Source organism: Demequina aurantiaca, assembly GCF_050598105.1.
GTDB lineage: Bacteria > Actinomycetota > Actinomycetes > Actinomycetales > Demequinaceae > Demequina > Demequina aurantiaca_A.
In genome coordinates this window covers 786,818-804,165 of sequence record NZ_CP192436.1, presented here as the reverse complement: position 1 = coordinate 804,165, position 17,348 = coordinate 786,818, and the positions used below count along the sequence as shown (strand labels likewise).

18 protein-coding genes are annotated in these 17,348 nt (G+C 64.9%); 12 read left to right on the top strand and 6 right to left on the bottom strand.

Annotated elements, in window-relative coordinates:
* Window positions 1–125: 125 nt before the first annotated feature.
* The 5 genes from pgi (at window position 126) to ACQU6B_RS03590 (ending at window position 5,416) form a co-directional block, all read left to right on the top strand.
* Window positions 126–1,805, top strand: coding sequence for a glucose-6-phosphate isomerase (gene pgi / locus ACQU6B_RS03610; protein ID WP_430868682.1), 1,680 nt, complete (start codon window positions 126–128; stop codon window positions 1,803–1,805).
* Between the two features lie 30 nt (window positions 1,806–1,835).
* Window positions 1,836–2,492, top strand: a complete 657-nt coding sequence (locus ACQU6B_RS03605; protein WP_430868681.1) for a hypothetical protein — start codon at window positions 1,836–1,838, stop codon at window positions 2,490–2,492.
* Window positions 2,493–2,717: 225 nt separating this feature from the next.
* Window positions 2,718–3,893 (top strand): aminotransferase class I/II-fold pyridoxal phosphate-dependent enzyme, encoded by a 1,176-nt coding sequence (locus tag ACQU6B_RS03600; protein WP_430868680.1) that lies wholly within the window; start codon window positions 2,718–2,720, stop codon window positions 3,891–3,893.
* Window positions 3,894–4,055: 162 nt separating this feature from the next.
* On the top strand, window positions 4,056–5,003 hold the full coding sequence (locus ACQU6B_RS03595; RefSeq protein WP_430868679.1) for an aldo/keto reductase: 948 nt from the start codon (window positions 4,056–4,058) through the stop codon (window positions 5,001–5,003).
* Window positions 5,000–5,416 carry a MerR family transcriptional regulator gene (locus tag ACQU6B_RS03590; protein WP_430868678.1) on the top strand — a complete coding sequence of 139 codons (417 nt, stop codon included), beginning with the start codon at window positions 5,000–5,002 and terminating at the stop codon, window positions 5,414–5,416. The genes ACQU6B_RS03595 and ACQU6B_RS03590 overlap by 4 nt, the downstream gene beginning before the upstream one ends.
* On the opposite strand, the gene ACQU6B_RS03585 is transcribed toward ACQU6B_RS03590, so the two are convergent.
* Genes ACQU6B_RS03585 through ACQU6B_RS03575 form a run of 3 tightly spaced genes read right to left on the bottom strand, consistent with a single transcriptional unit; the run spans window position 5,413 to window position 7,258 of the window.
* The gene (locus ACQU6B_RS03585) at window positions 5,413–6,492 is read right to left on the bottom strand and encodes a YihY/virulence factor BrkB family protein (RefSeq protein ID WP_430868677.1); all 1,080 of its coding nucleotides are present in this window, start codon (window positions 6,490–6,492) and stop codon (window positions 5,413–5,415) included. The two genes, ACQU6B_RS03590 and ACQU6B_RS03585, sit on opposite strands and share 4 nt — an antisense overlap.
* Window positions 6,483–6,851, bottom strand: coding sequence for a DUF3618 domain-containing protein (locus ACQU6B_RS03580; protein ID WP_430868676.1), 369 nt, complete (start codon window positions 6,849–6,851; stop codon window positions 6,483–6,485). Before ACQU6B_RS03580 ends, ACQU6B_RS03585 begins: the two co-directional genes overlap by 10 nt.
* Entirely contained in the window at window positions 6,848–7,258 is a 411-nt protein-coding gene (locus ACQU6B_RS03575; protein WP_430868675.1) for a phage holin family protein, read from the bottom strand. The genes ACQU6B_RS03580 and ACQU6B_RS03575 overlap by 4 nt, the downstream gene beginning before the upstream one ends.
* A gap of 496 nt (window positions 7,259–7,754) precedes the next feature.
* Here ACQU6B_RS03575 and ACQU6B_RS03570 point away from each other — a divergent pair, with 496 nt between their 5' ends.
* A complete protein-coding gene (locus ACQU6B_RS03570; protein ID WP_430868674.1) occupies window positions 7,755–8,027 on the top strand; it encodes a DUF4235 domain-containing protein in 273 nt (90 codons plus the stop codon).
* Between the two features lie 36 nt (window positions 8,028–8,063).
* Here ACQU6B_RS03570 and deoD read toward each other — a convergent pair whose 3' ends face one another.
* Entirely contained in the window at window positions 8,064–8,771 is a 708-nt protein-coding gene (deoD, locus tag ACQU6B_RS03565) for a purine-nucleoside phosphorylase (RefSeq protein ID WP_430868673.1), read from the bottom strand.
* A 238-nt stretch (window positions 8,772–9,009) separates the two neighbouring features.
* On the opposite strand from deoD, the gene ACQU6B_RS03560 reads away from it, so the two are divergent.
* The 3 genes from ACQU6B_RS03560 (at window position 9,010) to ACQU6B_RS03550 (ending at window position 11,076) form a co-directional block, all read left to right on the top strand.
* Complete coding sequence (locus ACQU6B_RS03560) at window positions 9,010–9,513, top strand: hypothetical protein (RefSeq protein WP_430868672.1); 504 nt, start codon at window positions 9,010–9,012, stop codon at window positions 9,511–9,513.
* Window positions 9,514–9,666: 153 nt separating this feature from the next.
* Window positions 9,667–10,713, top strand: a complete 1,047-nt coding sequence (locus tag ACQU6B_RS03555) for an NAD-dependent epimerase/dehydratase family protein (protein ID WP_430868671.1) — start codon at window positions 9,667–9,669, stop codon at window positions 10,711–10,713.
* 75 nt (window positions 10,714–10,788) lie between these two features.
* Window positions 10,789–11,076: a hypothetical protein gene (locus ACQU6B_RS03550; protein WP_430868670.1), complete on the top strand. Its 288-nt coding sequence runs from the start codon at window positions 10,789–10,791 to the stop codon at window positions 11,074–11,076.
* Between the two features lie 62 nt (window positions 11,077–11,138).
* Here the strand turns inward: ACQU6B_RS03550 and ACQU6B_RS03545 are convergent, their stop codons facing one another.
* On the bottom strand, window positions 11,139–14,246 hold the full coding sequence (locus ACQU6B_RS03545) for a fibronectin type III domain-containing protein (protein WP_430868669.1): 3,108 nt from the start codon (window positions 14,244–14,246) through the stop codon (window positions 11,139–11,141).
* 251 nt (window positions 14,247–14,497) lie between these two features.
* Here ACQU6B_RS03545 and ACQU6B_RS03540 point away from each other — a divergent pair, with 251 nt between their 5' ends.
* Window positions 14,498–15,016, top strand: coding sequence for an acyl-CoA thioesterase (locus ACQU6B_RS03540; RefSeq protein WP_430868668.1), 519 nt, complete (start codon window positions 14,498–14,500; stop codon window positions 15,014–15,016).
* Window positions 15,017–15,115: 99 nt separating this feature from the next.
* The gene (locus ACQU6B_RS03535; RefSeq protein ID WP_430868667.1) at window positions 15,116–15,745 is read left to right on the top strand and encodes a DUF4328 domain-containing protein; all 630 of its coding nucleotides are present in this window, start codon (window positions 15,116–15,118) and stop codon (window positions 15,743–15,745) included.
* On the opposite strand, the gene ACQU6B_RS03530 is transcribed toward ACQU6B_RS03535, so the two are convergent.
* Entirely contained in the window at window positions 15,742–15,972 is a 231-nt protein-coding gene (locus ACQU6B_RS03530) for a hypothetical protein (RefSeq protein ID WP_430868666.1), read from the bottom strand. The genes ACQU6B_RS03535 and ACQU6B_RS03530 overlap by 4 nt on opposite strands.
* Window positions 15,973–16,112: 140 nt before the next feature.
* Here ACQU6B_RS03530 and ACQU6B_RS03525 point away from each other — a divergent pair, with 140 nt between their 5' ends.
* Window positions 16,113–17,339: a mechanosensitive ion channel family protein gene (locus ACQU6B_RS03525; RefSeq protein ID WP_430868665.1), complete on the top strand. Its 1,227-nt coding sequence runs from the start codon at window positions 16,113–16,115 to the stop codon at window positions 17,337–17,339.
* Window positions 17,340–17,348 lie beyond the last annotated feature (9 nt).

The window sequence follows — 17,348 nt, the reverse complement described above, 5'->3', positions numbered from 1 at the left end:
TAAGTTCGCCGAGAATCGTTTTGGAGCGCCGTCGCACCTGGATTCATACGTGTCTTGACCAATTCAACACTATTTGGCCGCCGTACCAGGCGTGGAGACGGTAACGCATGGCTAGCATAGGGAATATGAATTCACCTATCGATCCCACGTCCACGTCCGCCTGGGCGGAACTGACCGCACACCACTCCTCTTTCTCCCCGGACCTGCGTGGCTGGTTTGCCGCCGACGCCGACCGTGTGGAGCGCATGACCATGTCGGTCGGTGACCTGCACGTCGACCTGTCGAAGAACCTCGTCACCGACGACATCCTCGCCTCGCTCGTGAAGCTCGCCGAGCAGACCGGCGTGGCCGATCGGTTCGCGGCGATGCTCGCAGGCGAGCACATCAACACCTCCGAGGACCGCGCCGTGCTGCACACCGCGCTACGCCGCCCGGCCGACTCCGAGCCTCACCTAGTGGTCGACGGCCAGGACATCGACGCCGACGTCCAGGAGGTCCTCGGCCAGCTCTCCGCCTTCGCCGAGCGCGTGCGTTCAGGCGACTGGAAGGGCGTCACAGGCAAGAAGGTGACGGACGTCGTAAACATCGGCATCGGCGGCTCCGACCTAGGCCCCGTCATGGTCTACGAGGCGCTCAAGCCGTACGCGACCGCCGGCATCACCGCCCACTTCGTGTCCAACATCGACCCCACCGACGTGGCGCAGAAGCTCGAGGGCCTGGACCCCGAGACCACGCTGTTCGTTGTCGCGTCCAAGACCTTCACCACGCTCGAGACGCTGACCAACGCGCGCCTCGCGCGCCAGTGGCTCTGGGACTCGCTGGGCAAGGCCGGCGCCATTACCGGCGACGACGCCTCGCAGGCCGATGCGGTCGCGCACCACTTTGTGGCCGTCTCCACGGCGCTGGACAAGGTCGAGGCGTTCGGCATTGACCCCACCAACGCTTTCGGCTTCTGGGACTGGGTGGGCGGACGCTACAGCGTCGACTCGGCCATCGGCCTATCGCTCGCGGTCGCGCTCGGCCCGGACGTGTTCGGCGACCTGCTCGCCGGCTTCCACACCGTGGACGAGCACGTGCGCACCACGCCGCTTGAGAAGAACGTCCCCGTCCTGATGGGGCTGCTCAACGTCTGGTACGGCAACTTCCTGGGTTCGCAGTCGCACGCCGTCCTGCCCTACGCGCAGCAGCTCAACCGCTTCCCCGCGTACCTGCAGCAGCTCACCATGGAGTCCAACGGCAAGTCCGTGCGCTGGGACGGCTCCCCCGTCACCACCGACACCGGCGAGATCTTCTGGGGCGAGCCGGGCACCAACGGCCAGCACGCCTTCTACCAGCTGATCCACCAGGGCACGCGCCTGATCCCCGCGGACTTCATCGCGATGGTCAACCCGGCCTACCCGCTCAAGGACGGCGAGCAGGACGTGCACTCGCTGTACCTGGCCAACTTCCTCGCGCAGACCAAGGCGCTGGCGTTCGGTAAGACGGCCGCCGAGGTCGAGGCTGAGGGCACCGAGGGCGCGCTCGTCGCGGCCCGCACCTTCGCAGGCAACAAGCCCACCACGTCCATCTTCGCGCCCGCGCTCACCCCGCAGGTGCTCGGCCAGCTCATCGCGCTGTACGAACACATCACGTTCGCGCAGGGCGCGATCTGGGGCATCAACAGCTTCGACCAGTGGGGCGTTGAGCTCGGCAAGCAGCTCGCCGTACAGATCGCTCCCGCGATCATGGGCGATGTCGAGGCGCTAGGAGTGCAGGACGCCTCCACCCAGGCGCTCATCGCGTACTACGAGGCCAACCGCGCCTAGAGATATCGCAGGAGCCTGGGGGATCACTTCATGACTGAGCAGACTGCCCCAGGGGTTGGCTCCGCTGAGCAGATCGTGACGCCCTCTGGCGCCGCCGACCGCCGGCAAGCACGCACCCGCGCCGTGGTGCTCTGGGGAGTCGCCATCCTCGTCTTCGCGGTGGCCGGCGCCTGGATTCTGGGTGGCCTTAATCCCTCGCTGGCCTCCAGCGGGATCTCATGGCAGGACCCCGCGTTCGTCGAGGAACCTGCGGATAGCGCGTTCGACGATGAAGAATCTACGTTCACGGTCTGGGACCTGGACACTGGAGCGAAGACCAGCGTGGTCGTGCAAAACGACCGCCCTTACCCGATCACCGTCTCGCCAGGGCCCGCGAGTCCCGCAACCCAGGTAGAGATCGCCGCCATGGACTCCCCGCCGTCGGGACTGATTTCACCCGATCTCCTGACAACTTCGGCTCAACTCGATGTGCCCGCTGGCGGCTACATCGTGGTGATCATGCAGGTTACCGATCGATGCATGCAGATGATGGCAGGGAGTGCAGCGGGCAATGACGTCGCCATCGTGGAAGTGACCACCTTCGGGATCACCCGCAGCCTTGAAGTTCAATTCCCCGCCACCTACATGGCGGGCACCACCTCGGGACACGGAGCGGACCCTGCCTGCTCCCCAGCATTTAGCGACTAACGATGCAGCCCGCGGCCGCGTGAGCGCGCCCAAGGGTACGGAGACCATGGTCTGTTCGTCGAACATGATGTCAACTTGCGCCGACCTGAGCCACGGTCGAAAGCGACGGCCATCCACGCGCATGCTGCTCAATCTTCCGTGTCGACCACCATTGACGGCCTCGCACAGCACTGTCATGATCGATATGGGCGTAGGCGCCTGGCCACACCCGGGAAGTTGGGACTCATGGAACTCTCGGAGCGTGCGCGCCAAGCGCAGATCGAGATCGATAAGGTCACTGACTTTTTTGCGGTGATGGGGGCGCTAGCGGATCAACCAGACTCCCTCGACTTCACCTTTGGGAACCCACACGAGATGCCATTGCCTGAGCTCGTCGAGGCGATGCGCGCGCAGGTGGAGCCTCAGACGGTCGATTGGTTCGCCTACAAGTCCAGCGTCCGGACAGCACAGCAAGCCGTCGCCGATGGCCTTACCGCCGAGTTGTCCTTGTCGTTCGAGCCTGACGACATCACCATGACGCAGGGCGCGTTCGGTGCGATTGAGCTCGCTTTTCACCTGCTTGCGGATGCAGGCGACGAGGTCATCATCCCGGTGCCGGGCTGGTTTTGCTACGCCCCGATGTTGCGGGCCGCCAACCTCGTACCCGTGGAGGCACCGCTCGATCCGGTGTCGTTCGACCTCGACGTAGACGCCATCGCGGGTGCGATCACACCCCACACGCGCATCGTCGTGGTGAATTCGCCTGCCAACCCGACGGGACGCGTCTACTCCCGTGCCCGCCTGGAAGCCCTAGCCGATATCCTCGACGAGGCTTCAGAGCGCATCGGCCGCCGTATCTGGCTACTGTCCGACGAGCCGTACCGTCGCATCCGTTTTGACGACATCCCGTTCACGAGCCCAGCGGCCGCGTACCCATGGACAATGATCGATTACAGCTACGGCAAGGTGCTGCTCGCTCCCGGTCAGCGCCTCGGATATCTGGCCCTGTCACCGTCCATACCGGAGGCCGACAAGCAAGCGTTTCGCAGTGCATTCACGCCTGTCCAGTTAGCGACAGGTTGGAACTACCCGAATGCGATCATGCAGTACGCGGCACCCGCCTTGGAGTCGGTGTCGATCGACATGGTCGAGTACACCGCCAAGCGAAACCGAATGTATGGCGCTCTGAGCGACGCGGGATACGAGATTACCCGCCCGGAGGGCACGTTCTATCTATGGGGCAGGGCGCCCGGTGGCGACGGTGACGCATTCTGCACGCATATGGCCCTGCGAGGCGTCCACCTCATGCCCGGAAGCCTGTTTGACCGACCGGAACACTTCCGCATCAGCCTCACAGCGACGATGGAAACCATTGAAAAGGCGTTGCCTACACTCGTCGACGCCGCGACCTTCGGCTCTTAGCAAGGAGGGGTCGACGGCCGATGCGGAGTTATCCAGGCGGCCCCGCTCGCCTTACGATTCCCGCGCTGCGACCGGCCGGTCTTCGATGGGCGACGACGGCTGGTCTGCATTGCGGTGAGTCTGGCTTGACCTGGAGCGCACTCCAAGGTGTTCCCTGAACAAATGGACATCACACACAAGGGTCAGATCGCGCTGGGCGCGATGTACTTCGGCACTCGGCAGGGCCGCGATCAGTCGTTCGCGATCCTCGACCGCTTCGCGGAACTCGGCGGACGCTGGCTCGACACCGCGAACAACTACAGCTTCTGGGAGGACCAGACCGGCTTTGGCGGCGCGAGCGAGCGCATGCTGGGCCAGTGGTTCGGCGCTAACCCCGGCATCCGCGAGCAGATGTGGGTCTCCACCAAGTTGGGCGCCGCACCACTGGTCGCCGGCACGTGGCCCGAGTCGATGGAGGGACTGTCCCCCGCCGCGATCGAGGCCGCGCTCGCCGGCTCCCTGGAACGCCTCGGCACCGATCACATGGAATTGCTGTGGGCCCACGTCGAGGACCGCACCGTTCCGCTCAATGATCAGGTGGCCGCTCTGGGTGCCACGGTCGCCGATGGTCGGGTCAAGCAGCTGGGCGCCTCTAACCACGCCGTGTGGCGCCTGGAACGGGCGCGAGCCACGGCATCGGCGCAGGGAGCGGAACCGTACTCGGCGATGCAACTGCGGCACACCTACCTGCAGCCCATCCCGTTCGCCGATCTGCCCGACGGCGGGCATGTAGTCGCCACGCCCGATGCGCTGGACTACGCGCGCACCGAGGACCTGGGGTTCTGGGCGTACAACACCCTGCTCGCCGGGGCTTACGCGCGGCCCGACCGTCCGCTCCCGGCGCCCTACGTGCATTCCGACACCGAACTTCGGCTGGCCGCGCTCGACCGGGTCGCCACGTCCCTGGGCGCCACGCGCAACCAGGTGGTGCTCGCGTGGCTGATGGGCGGCACTCCCGCGGTCACGCCCATCGTGGGGGTCTCGTCGGTCGCGCAGCTCGACGAGGTCATGGCCTCCCGCGACTTGCACCTGGACCCCGAGGCTCTATCTGTGTTGGACTCGGTGTCATGAGGGTCACACAGGGAATTAGCATCGGCAAGGCGGCTACTGTCACCGGACTGACCGAGGACACGTTGCGGTACTACGAGCGTGAGGGCCTGGTGGGGCCCATCGCGCGCGATGCGTCCGGCCATCGGAGGTTCACCGACAACGACGTGACGTGGATCGGTGTGGTGACGTGCCTACGCGACGCAGGGCTGGGCATTGCGGACCTGCGCCGGTTTACGAGCCTGCTCCGCACCGATGGTGAGGCTGGTGAGCGGGTGGAGTTCCTGACAGGTCGGCGGGACGAGTTGGTCAGACAGGCCGGAGCGCTGGCTGCGGCGATCACTGTGCTCGACGAGAAGATCGAACACTACGCTGCGGCCACCGCTCCGCCTGCCCACGCCGTCACTCACGACGTCGGGCAGGCATTCAGGCTCTAGGACTCGTCCGATTCGCCGTGGTTCTGGCGAAGCTCGCGGCCCTTGGCGACGTCCGTCGCATCCTTCTCCTGGTCCTTGAGGATCTTGGTGTCGTCGCGCACCGGTAGCTGAATCTCCTCCTCCGCCGGTGTGCCCGCAAGCAACTCGCGAGTGCGCTCGAGCTCCGCATCGACCTCGGCGCCAAAGAGCAGCGCGAGGTTGGTGATCCACAGCCACAGCAAGAAGATAATGACGCCGGCGAAGGCTCCGTAGGTCTTGCCGTAGTTGGAGAAATTCGCGATGTAGAAACCAAAGGCAGCCGAGGCCGCCGCCCATGCCACAATCGCGACGACCGCGCCGACGCTGATCCAGCGGAATTTGGGCTGCTTCACATTTGGAGTCGTGTAATAGAGGATCGCCACGATGAGCATCACCAACACCAGGACAACGGGCCACTTGACGACCTGCCACACGGCGACGACAGCGGTGGACAGCCCCAGCGCCTCTCCGATCGCCGTCGCAACGGGTCCGGAAAGCACCAGCATGAGCGCAACCAGGACTACTAACACGAGCACGATCAGGGTGATGAGGAGCATGATCGGTCGCAGCTTGTAGACCGGGCGCCCCTCGTCCACCTCATAGACGCGGTTCATTGCCCGGCCAAAGGCCGTGACGTAGCCGGAGGCGGACCACAACGAGACCAACAGGCCCAAAATGACCGCCAGCCCCGCGCCGGGTGCGGTGGCGAGCGTCTCGATGACTGGAGTGAGCGTGTCCGCGCCTGACTGACCCAATACGTCATTCAGGATCGGGACGACGGTGTCAACGGTCTGCTGGCCCTGGCCGAAGACCCCCAGCAGGGCGAAGATGGCAATCAAGGCGGGGAAGATCGCGAGGACGGCGTAGTAGGTCAGCGCCGCGGCCAGGTCGGTGCACTGGTCGGTCAGGAATTCGCGGAACGCCTTGCGGGCGGTGTAGGCCCAGCCGGGACCGGGCACGTCGGTGGGCGCGTCCGGCCCACCCTCGTCGCTCGGATCGGAATCGGTGCCTGTTTCTTTGCTGCGCGAGTCCGCGCCGGCCCGTGAACTCAACGCCATGGCCGCCTCACCAGGGTGATCACCACGGCGACGCCGGCTACCGCAATCGCGGCTGGAGCGAGCATCGCGGCGAGCTCGCGAGGGCTTGCCTGCTTGGCGCGTGCCTGAAACCCCTTCGCCTGGTCCTCTACAGAGTGCACCACGGACTTGGCCTGGTCGGCCGCTGAGGTGGAGGCGTCCTGCACCGCCTGGCGGGCATTTTCGACTTGGGCCTTGGCTTGTTTCTTGACGTCGAATCTGGCGCTTAGCTCATCGACAGTCTGTCCCAGTTCGGCGCGGTGGCGAGCGATGTCGGCTTCAATCTCGGCAACGCCCCTGCTGTCGTTCTTGGAGGTGTCAGCTTTCTCGTTGTTGCTCATGACGTGGCTTGCTCCTTGACCTCGGTGACGTCTTGCTTCAAGTTGTCTATCGCCTTCTCTGGCTTCAGCGACTTGGCCTGCGCGACCTGCTTCTTGCCTACCAACGCCATCACTCCGGCGATGACGAGGAGCAGCACGGTGACGATGAGGCAGGACAACCATGCCGGCAGCACGATGGCCAACGCCACGATGGCGGTGGCGATGGCAGCGGCCAAGGCGAAGAACGCGAATAGTCCGCCCCCGCCGAACAGTCCCAGGCCGATCCCCGCGTGCTTTGCCTTGGACTCCAACTCGGCCTGCGCCAACCGGATTTCATCGCGCACCAGGGTGCTGGTCTGCTCGCTCAGTCGAGCGATGAGTTCCCCGGTGGACAACTCTTCCTTGGGAGGGGGTACTTGTTCAGCCACGATTCTGACCTCCTGTAAGCCCGCTTGCTGGCATCGGGCGAAGTTCGGTTGGATAGGTTGAAGCGCGGGGCGTGTCCGCCGACCCGAAGAGCCGATGCACTGCCTGCTCGGTGACCTTGGTGGCTTGCTCAGATAATCTCTGGACCTGTTCTTGCACCAGGGGGGCGGCCCACAGCCCTTGTGCGCGGCCCTTGATTTGTTCGTAGCGCCCGCGCCCTGCGCGTGCGCCCACAACGTAGCCTGCGGCGAACACCAGGACGATTGTCGCTTTGCTCATGTCAGCCTCGTCTTCCAAATAGATACCGGCTGATGTCACATACGGCCGCCCCTACTGCGAGATCAGGGGTGGTGCAATTGACAACCCGGGCTTACGATCTAAAACCTAAACTGGACAAACCGGTCAACGCAAATACGCGCAGAATCGTTCCCACTAGGCCCAAAGCCAAGGGCGACCTGCCGAGCGGATGGCAAAAATCACGAACCGAGGAGTTGAACTATGAGTGACACGATGTGGAACCTAGGCACTACCGCTGCAGCTCTCGTGGGCGCGTCGGCCGCCAAAAAAATCAGCGAGGTGGCGTGGAAGAAGGCCACCGGCAACAACACCCCCGACGACCCGGACCACCCGAACGTGCACTGGGGTCAGGCCATCGCCTTTGCGGCGCTGTCCGGGGCGCTCGCGCAGGTCATCCGGATGGCCATCACCCGCCAGTCCACCCGCACCTACATCAACGCGACCGGCCATCACCCGGAGGCCGACAAGGCCTGACCATCGGGCGATTGCGACGGGCGCGCGGGAATCACGTCAGCGCGCGAGCGCTCCGAGCGCCACCGAGACCATGCCCGCGAACGTCTTTTCTCGGTCGTCTGCGGGCAGTGATTCGCCGCGCACCACGTGATCCGACACCGTTCCAATCATGAGCGCCTCGACGCCCTCCGCCGCGGCCACCGCATACAGTCCAGCCGCCTCCATCTCCACGGCCAGGGTGCCGTAGGCAGCCAGGCGCGGCACCAGCGTGGGGTCCGGGTGATAGAACGCGTCGGACGTCAGTACGGGACCCACGCGCAGCGTGACCCCGGCATCGTCCGCGTGGTCGGCTGCTGCGCGCAGCAGAGAGAAGGACGGCGCGTGCGAGTAATGGACGCCGGGCAGTCGGTTCGCGGTCATGGCCGAGTCGGTGTGCGCGGACGATGCCGCCACCACGTCTCCCAGCGCGAGGTCGGGGTGGATACCGCCCACGGTTCCTACGCGTACCAGGCGCTTTACGCCGTAGTGGCGAATGAGTTCGGTCATGTAGATGGTGGCCGACGGCATTCCCATCCCGGTAGCCATCACGGATACTGGGCGCCCCTGGTGGGTGCCCGTGTACCCGACGATGCCGCGCACCTCGGTCACGAGCCTGGCATCGTCCAGAAAGGTCTCTGCGATGCGGGTGGCACGGCGAGGATCGCCGGGAAGCAGGATGTCGGGCGCGAAGTCGCCGTCGGCGGCAGAGATATGAGGAGTAGGCATACTCCCGAGCCTATCTGTCGTTCCGGGCCAGGCAACGGCTGGCGCGTGGTGGTCGATACGAGATTCTGCGAAACCCGTCCTCCTTAAACCCTCCCTTCAAGGACGCCCGGACATAGGATCGAGACATCCGCGCTGAAAGGGGGTAGGCCCGATGCCAGAATTCATGCCAACCCACCGCCCCCCGCTCCCGGCCGCGCATCACGGATCAACGCCGACATCGGATCCACGCATTCCCGGGGTGACCCCGCCTGGCGACGACTCGCAACCCGCGACCACGCGGCCGCAGCTCGTGATGCTCATCGGCGCTATGGTCGCCATTTTGGCTCTCGCAGTGTTCGTCGCCTGGTTGGTCTTCCGGCCGCCCGGAAGCGATGCTGCCGCGCGTGAAGCGGCGGCCGCGTTGGGGATCGCAGTGTCCGACGAGTGGCGGGTCGACGCCGTCGACGGCGGATTCAACATCCGGCTGGCATCGACCCCCGAAGGCGACCCGACTGACCCCGGGTACGCCTTCCACATCACTGAGACCAACTCCGTGGCTGCTCCTGTCGATGCCTCGACCTGGACTCCTAAGATCGCGGGAGCGACCGCGTATGCAGAGGGAGAGCCTCCCACCAGCGTCCACATCGACGCGGATGAACATAACTGGGTTGTCACGCCCCTTACCTTGACGATCTATCAGGACGATGACCAGGCACGCATGGCCTGGTACAACGTCGCGAACGCCATCAGTTTTACGTCTTAGACGTAGAGTTTGCGCGGCCTTTTGGCCGCTTTGAGCCTTGAAGCATCTTTACGCGCGCACCGGGCATAGATCCGCCAGCGAATGTGTTAAAAATAGCGCTGGATCAGATGGCGCTGTGGCAACGAACGTTGGCCGCCGGATAAGGGAGAAGCCATGAAGGTAGTCGTCATTGGTGCGAGCGGGAATGTGGGCACGGCCGTACTGCGCGCCTTGCGCGAGGCGGATGACGTCTCCGACGTGGTGGCGGTGGCCCGACGCGTGCCGCGACGCGTCCCGCCGGCTCCCTACGACTTCGCCACGTGGACCAGCGTCGACATGGGCGCCCGCGACGGCAAGGCGGTGATCCGTAGCCTCGCGCAGGTAATGAAGGGTGCCGACGCCGTGATTCACCTCGCGTGGGCGATTCAGCCCAACCATGACAGGGACCGCCTGCGCCGCACGAATATTCTTGGCACCACTCGGGTGCTGGCAGCGGCACGAGCCGCGGGCGTCGATCACGTGGTGGTGGCCTCGTCAGTGGGCGCGTACTCGCCCAGCCACGACGACGATTTGCACGACGAGAGCTGGCCCACCAAGGGCGTCCCCTCGTGTGAGTACAGCGTGGACAAGGCCGACCTTGAGCAGCTGCTCGACGAGCATCAGCAGGACCACCCCGGGGTCCTCATCACCCGCCTGAGGCCTGCGTTGATTTTCCAGCGCGACGCGGGTTCCGAGATCATGCGTTACTTCGTAGGTCGCTTTGTGCCCGCCAGCGTCTTCCGCGGCCACCTGCCCACGATCACGTGGCCGGACAGCATGCGAGTTCAGGCCCTCCACGCGGACGATGTCGCCCAGGCCTACCTGGGCGCGGTCCGGGTGCGGCCGGGCGGCGCGCTCAACGTTGCGGCCGATGACGTGCTTGGCGGTCCGCAGATCGCTAGCTTGCTCTCCGGCGGGAGGTTCCAGGAAGTGCCCACGCTTGCGGTTCGCGCCGCGGTGTCCGCAGGATGGAACGCGCGCGCGCTGCCGGTCAGTCCTGGCTGGATCGACATGGCCGCCACCATCCCCCTGATGTCCACGGACAGGGCTCGCTCCGAACTCGGGTGGGCGCCACGGCACACGGCTCTGAACACGGTTGCCGAGGTGCTCGACGGGATGGTGGAGGGCGCCGGGACGGCGAGTCCGCCACTGCGACCGCGCAGGGGCCTGTACATCCCCTAGTCGGGGTCGGCACCTCAACTGAGCCGCGGGCCGGTGCGTGATGCGCGACGCCGCGCGCGTGTCAGACTTCCTCTCATGACCGTGCCCAGCCCCCGCATTTCCGAGCGTCTCTCAGCCGACTTTGGTCCGTCCGCGCCCTCGATGCTCACCACGCTCGAGCGGCTGGAGATCTCGCAGCAGGTCGACCCCGAGCGCATCCACGCGGCTATCCTGCTGGCCTCGCGCGGCAGCCAGACGTTGTTCGAGGACGCCCTCGAGCACGCCCAGGAGGACTGGCGTGACTTGTTGGACCGCACGGGCCTGGCGGCCGAGGACTGGCGCGACGTTGTCGACGAGGGGTTTGGCGACAACCCTCCCGCCTAGACGCACCACGGGCACTGCGAAGAGTTCGAAGGTGACTCTTCACAGCGCCCGTGACGTCTGAGCTAAGAGACGCGTCGTCTCGCAATGACCAGCGCGGATCCCACGACGAGCAGCAGAACTGCCGTTGCCACCCAGGGGCCAAACTCGGCGCCGGTGGAGGCGAGGTCGCCCGAGTCAGAGCCGAACTCACCCTCGAGCGTCTCGACGGGTGCCACCAGCGTCACTGGTGCCCACCCGATGACCTCTCCTGACTCGCCATATATCGCGAGTCGATGCGCACCCGTTGGAGCATCGATGGGCACGGTCACCACGATCGATCCGTCACCGGCGGCCGAGTGAGTACCCAGCATCAGCGGCTCCGAGAACAGCACCGGAGTAACGTCCTGACCCGCAAAGCCGCTACCGAGGCCGATGCTGGTGGGGACGCCGAGCGTGATCACACCCGGGATGGTCAGGTTGCCCATATTGGATGCGTTCAAATCGCTTTCATCCGGAGCCTGAGAGCCGTCACTGTCGCCGCCGTCACCACCGCCGCCGTCACCACCGTCACCGCCGTCACCCGAATCGTCGAGTGCGACCATCAGACTCGCCTCGGAACTGACCGCAGTGAACTTCTCCTCGCCCATCGTTGAGGTGAAGACCGCGCGGTAGGCCGCGCCGGCATCGTGCTCGGTGGCGTTGAAGGTGAGGTCAGCACTGTCGGCGCTGCTGACGGAAGCCCACGTGCCGCCGGCCACCTTGCGCTCCCACTGCACCGTCGGGACCGGCACCCCCGTCGCTAAAGCGGTGAGCACAACCTCGTCGCCCTCGTCTACTGAGACGCCCATGGGCTGGCGTGTTACCACCGGCGCCTCCCAACGCTCCGCGACCACGACCTGCGCGGGGTCGCCCGCTGCCGTAGCGATGTAGACGCGCTCTTCATTCGTGTCCAGCGCTACGCCTTGCACCGCGGAACCATACTTCGGCCCCTCGAGCCGCGACACCTGCCCATTTGCGCGGTCGACAACACTCAAACCGCCAGCCTCGCCGTCACCCCCATGAGCAAAGTAAACAAGCCCAGCCGCACGGTCGATAGAGACTGCTGAGACGTCACCATCGAGTGCGTATTCGTCGACAACCGCCATGTCCTCGAGCGTCGAGAACACTCGCGCCCCGATGTCGCTGCCATACGTCGCGTACAGCAAACCGGAAGCTGGATCCACGTCCATTGCCCCGATGCCGCCGGCAGTGACAGTCTGGCTTAACAGATCGCCGCTTTCGAGGTCGAGAGCAAGGATTGCCCCGTACGCTCCGGCATCGACCGCGACGTAGCCCACAGCTCGCCACGCATCAAAGGTGACGCCGGTAATCCCGGCGCTCACTGGCGTCTCATCGATCACGGGCTCACCGAATGACCAGGGGTCCGCGGAGTAAGCCCCCACGTAACCCTCAGCAAAACCGAGTAGTAGCGCGCGTTCGTTGGCGCCAAAAGCCATATCTACCGGCATGTGATTCAACGGAAACTCCCGGAGCTCGGCACCCGTAACCGCATCCACCTCGACGATGCGCGCTCCTACTTCCTGGGCATCGGCGATGAAGAGGGTTCCGTGGTCTTCATCGAAGGCCAACGGTCCTGCGGCAGTGAGGTCAAGATCCAGCTGATCGACAACCTCATGCCCCAGGGGCACCTCTACGGGAGCGGGACCGCCCTCACCCCCGTCAGACTCGTAGCTGTGCTCGCACACTCCCGGGCCGGGCGCCGTGACGCCCTCCTCCACCACACACTTGGTTCCGTCGTCATATTTCGTGATGGAGAAGGAATCGAGAGTCTCGCCGATCTCGAGGTTAGTGCTCGACGCGGCACCCTTTCTCGCAACTATCGATTCGTAGCTCAAGGTGTCACCGTCAACCGTAATGCCCTGGTAGGTCGAGGTCTGGGCTGCCCGCGTCACCTGAACCGCACCATTGGCGGTCCAGACGTTTTCGCCCTCGGGCTGCAGGTCGTAGTACTTGGGACCTGCCACCGCGACCGCGTAAACCGGACCCGCGGTCACACCATCGATGCTCGTGGCGTCGTCAGCGACGTAACCACGCGCGTAGGTGTGGTCATGACCTTGGAGCACCAGGTCAATGTTGTTCTCCTGAAAAACTGGCAATAGCGCGCGCCGCAGGTCCACTTCGTTGCGGCCCTCGGAAGTGGAGAATACCGGCTGGTGGAATACTGCGACTGCCCACTGGTGCGGGTTGTCCGCGAGCATCTGATCTACCCAGTTCGCCTGCATATCGAGCCACAGCTCGATGGGATTGGGGCAGTCCGCTACGCAGTTCGGCAGCTCGTCGGGAGTGAAGATATTGACGGCCTGCGAACGCGAAGCATTGATGGAGATGAAACGTACTCCCTGGTAATCGGTGTAGTACGCAGTCTCCTCGAGTGCCTTCACCATCTGCTCTTCATACGCCTGTCGCTGCGCCTCACCTGCCGAGTCGCCGTAGCCGCCGATCACCTGCGGACCATTCAGGGGGTATTCGAAGTTCGCCTTCCAGTTGCGAAGGAAAGCGTCGCCGGTGTACTCGTGGTTTCCCGGTGCAGCGATGACGTTGCTCGTCTGGCTGTAGCCATCCATTGCGCCAAACCAGTCGTCCCACTCGGAGTCATTGTTGGAGCTGTTGATGAGGTCCCCCGCGTTGACTGTGCCAACGGCGCCGGGGTAGCGATCAAACGCCTGTTCCACCACGGGCGCCCACTGAGCAGCAAGGTCGTTCTGCGCGTCGCCAAAGTAAATGAACGTGAAGGGGTCGCCCGCAGCAGTAGAGGTCGTGAACTCGTAATAGTCGCTCGCGGCCTCATCCGTGCCAACCCAATACTCGTATGTGGTGCCAGGCTCAAGCGCATCGACCGTCACGCTGTGATGCACGAAGGCGGGGTCGAGCGGCGCGAGTAGATGCGCATCCATCACCCTCCACTCGGTAGTGCCTGCCACGCGCAGATGCACCGCTCCGGCATCCTCAGCAACCGGGGTTCTCCAGGTGAAGGACTGCGATGTAGCCGGATCCTCCGTAGGGGTCAGCACCAAGCGTGTCGGGTCCGCGTCGGCTGCGTCCGCAATTACGGGCGAACCTGCGAAGAGGACTAAAGCCGCCGTGGCTACCGCTCCCGCGGCGAGCCAGCGAGAACTGTGTGGGGTGGGCATGGGAGTCCTTTCGTGGGAAGAAGTTTTCTGCCACGCCCACGCTATTGACCTCGCATGAACTCCCGGTGTACGAGGGCTTTCGGCGCGGTAGACGTCGTGGAAACTGCCGGAGTCGAATTCGATCTTGAGGCATGCAAATATCTGCGGGAACCAGGACCTTTCAGATCGCCCGCGGGCGTAGCATTGCGGTAATCCCTACCGACCTTGGCGAGCGCATCGCCCTGGGCAATCCGTGAGGTAATCCGCACCACATGAATCTGTACTTCCGCCTGATGTTCCTGCGCCTTCGCTCGCGTCGCCGCAGTCGCCTCGACACGTGGGACACGTCCCTCACCCCGTTCCGTGTGGTGGTGAGCGACCTGGACATCCTTGGCCACGTCAACAACTCCAAGTACCTGGCGATCATGGACCTGGCTCGCATCGACCTCATGATGCGATCCGGGCTGTGGGACAAGTTGCGTCGGCGAGGCTGGTACCCGGTCGTGGCCGGTCAGACCATCACCTACCGCAAGTCCCTCAAGCTGGGCCAGCGGTTCGACGTGGAAAGCCGCGTGCTCGGCATGGACGACCGCTGGCTCTACGTCCAGCAGATCTTCCGGCTCGGGGACACGGTGTCCGCACACGCGGTCATCAGAGTGCGCTTCCTCAAGCGCAGCGGCGGTGCCGTCGAGCGCGAGGAGATCGAGGAGTTCGTCGGAGGATTCCCAGAGCGTCACCACATTCCCGACTGGGTGGGCACCTGGGCCGTCGACACCAAGGACGCGTTCTAGCGCTCGTAGCGCGAGAAACCTCACATTGAAAGTCCTCCGCCCCCAGACGGCCAACGCCCCCGCTGGGCGGCGCCCCACCTTCGGCGCTACTGTTCACACATGACCGTGTCACCAGCACTTTTCCCCCCAGCGCCGATGCGGGGCGTACCTGCGCAACGGGGCCTCGGCATCGCTGTTTTGGTGGCGACTGGGCTCTTCACGTTGCTAAGCATTGCCACCGCAATATCGCCCACACTCGGCTACAGCTCATCCCCACCTGCGGGAAGCGACGTCACCTTTCACCCCAGTCAAGCCTTCGGGCTCATAGGAGTCATCGCCTGGCTACTGTTGGCCCAGTGGATGGCGACCGCCGCGCGCGGGGCAGCCGGGAACGGCTACCCGGTCAAGCACAAACCGTGGGTGGCATGGTGGGGCTGGGCCATTCCGGTCTGGAGCCTCTGGGCGCCCTATCGGTACATGAAGGACGCGACCCAGGGTTTCCCCGTTCGCAACCTAGGTCTCTGGTGGATTGCCTGGCTCGTGGGCACCGTCATGTATTGGTCGTCCGATGAGTCCACCACCATCGACGGGGTCACCACCCAGACTCAGGTGTTAGTGTCGGCTCCGCTCAACGCCATCGCGCTGACCTTGTCGTGGGTCTTGCTCGCGCGCATCGTCTGGACGGTGAGCCAGGGCTCGGGCATCGATTCCTACGTGAGGCGAACCAGGGACACTGATGGTGCGTACTAGCGTCTTCCCCCGCGAAACGCCTTCACGGAACACCCCACCGTCACTGCGAGACCGACGAGAACGACCCCGAGGACCGGGGTGCTGGTCGCGTCGATGCTGCTACAGGTGTTGACCAGGTCGCCGTCAGCGCAACTGCCGGATCGGTAGCCCAGCGCAACGACAGTCAATGCCAGCGCAACGACGGCTGCGCCGAACCATCCCCATCGGATTCTGTCGCGCTTGGCCATCTCAATATCCTAGGACGACGGGCACTTGTCGCGCCGGAGCCACAGGCTGTAGTCGCTCGGCGCTCAGGGGGGCGCGCTTTACGCGAACCAAACGGTCCACACTTAGAGTGGCGTGACGCCCCCACCCCTCAAGGAGAAGCATGCTCAACGACTGGCTAGAGTTCGGCATCGCCATCGCAATCGGTATCGGCGCGGCTGCGCTCGTAGCGCTGATTGTGCACCTCGCGATGAGGGTGGCGGGCCGACGGCACCAGTGGGCGCGGGCCCTGACCTCGGCGGCAAGGCGCGCCTTCTGGACGCTACTGCTGATCTGCGGCGCGTGGGCGGGAGCGGCAGCCTCTCTCGACGCGAAGGACTGGTGGCCCACGCTCTCTCAGGTGTTCACCATCGCGGTCATCGGCGCGCTGGCGTGGCTGCTCGTGGCGCTCGTGGGCTTCGTCGCGAACATCGCGCTCGGCTATAACCCGATCGACGTCCCCAACAACACGGTGGCGCGTCGCCTCCGCACGCAGACGCTCATCATGCGCCGCCTGGCCACGGCGCTCATCATCGTGATCGCCATCGGCACCGCACTGTTCACGTTCGACTCCGTGCGCGCGATCGGCGCGAGCATCCTCGCCTCGGCGGGAATCATCTCCATCGTGGCCGGCCTCGCAGCACAGTCCGCGCTCGCCAACATGTTCGCGGGCATTCAGCTGGTTTTCAGCAACGCGCTACGCGTGGACGACGTGATCGTGGCCGAGGGCGAGTGGGGCCGGGTGGGCGAGATCACCCTGAGCTACGTGGTGCTCGAGCTGTGGGACGACCGCCGCCTGGTGCTGCCCTGCACCTACTTCACCACCACGCCTTATCAACACTGGACGCGCGAGGGCACCGAATTGCTCGGCTCGGTGGAGTTTGACCTCGACTGGCGGGTGTCCCCGGAGCGCATGCGCGTGCACCTCGACGAGATCCTCACCCAGACCCCGCTGTATGACGGCCGCGCCTCCGTTCTCCAGGTCACCGAAGCGACCGGAGGCTACGTGCGGGTGCGCATCCTAGTGACGGCGATGGACGCCCCCACCCTGTTCGACCTCCGATGCTTCGTGCGGGAGTCGATGGTGCTGTGGGTTCAGGGCGAGATGCCCGATGCGGCACCCGCCCAGCGCATCCTAGTGGCGGAGTCGGCTCATGAGCCTCCCAAGCGCCGTGGCAAGAGGGCCGAGCCCTCCGAGCAAGCCGGAGACTCGGGGCTTTTCACCGGCAGCGCCGAGGCGGAGGAGCGCGCCAGCCAGTTCACCCACTCGTCGCCGCCCGACTCCGCTGAGTACGGCGTGCCCGTGGTGGTTCAAGAGCCCGACACTTCCGAGTCGAACGCCAAGAGCTAGTCCTCCGCG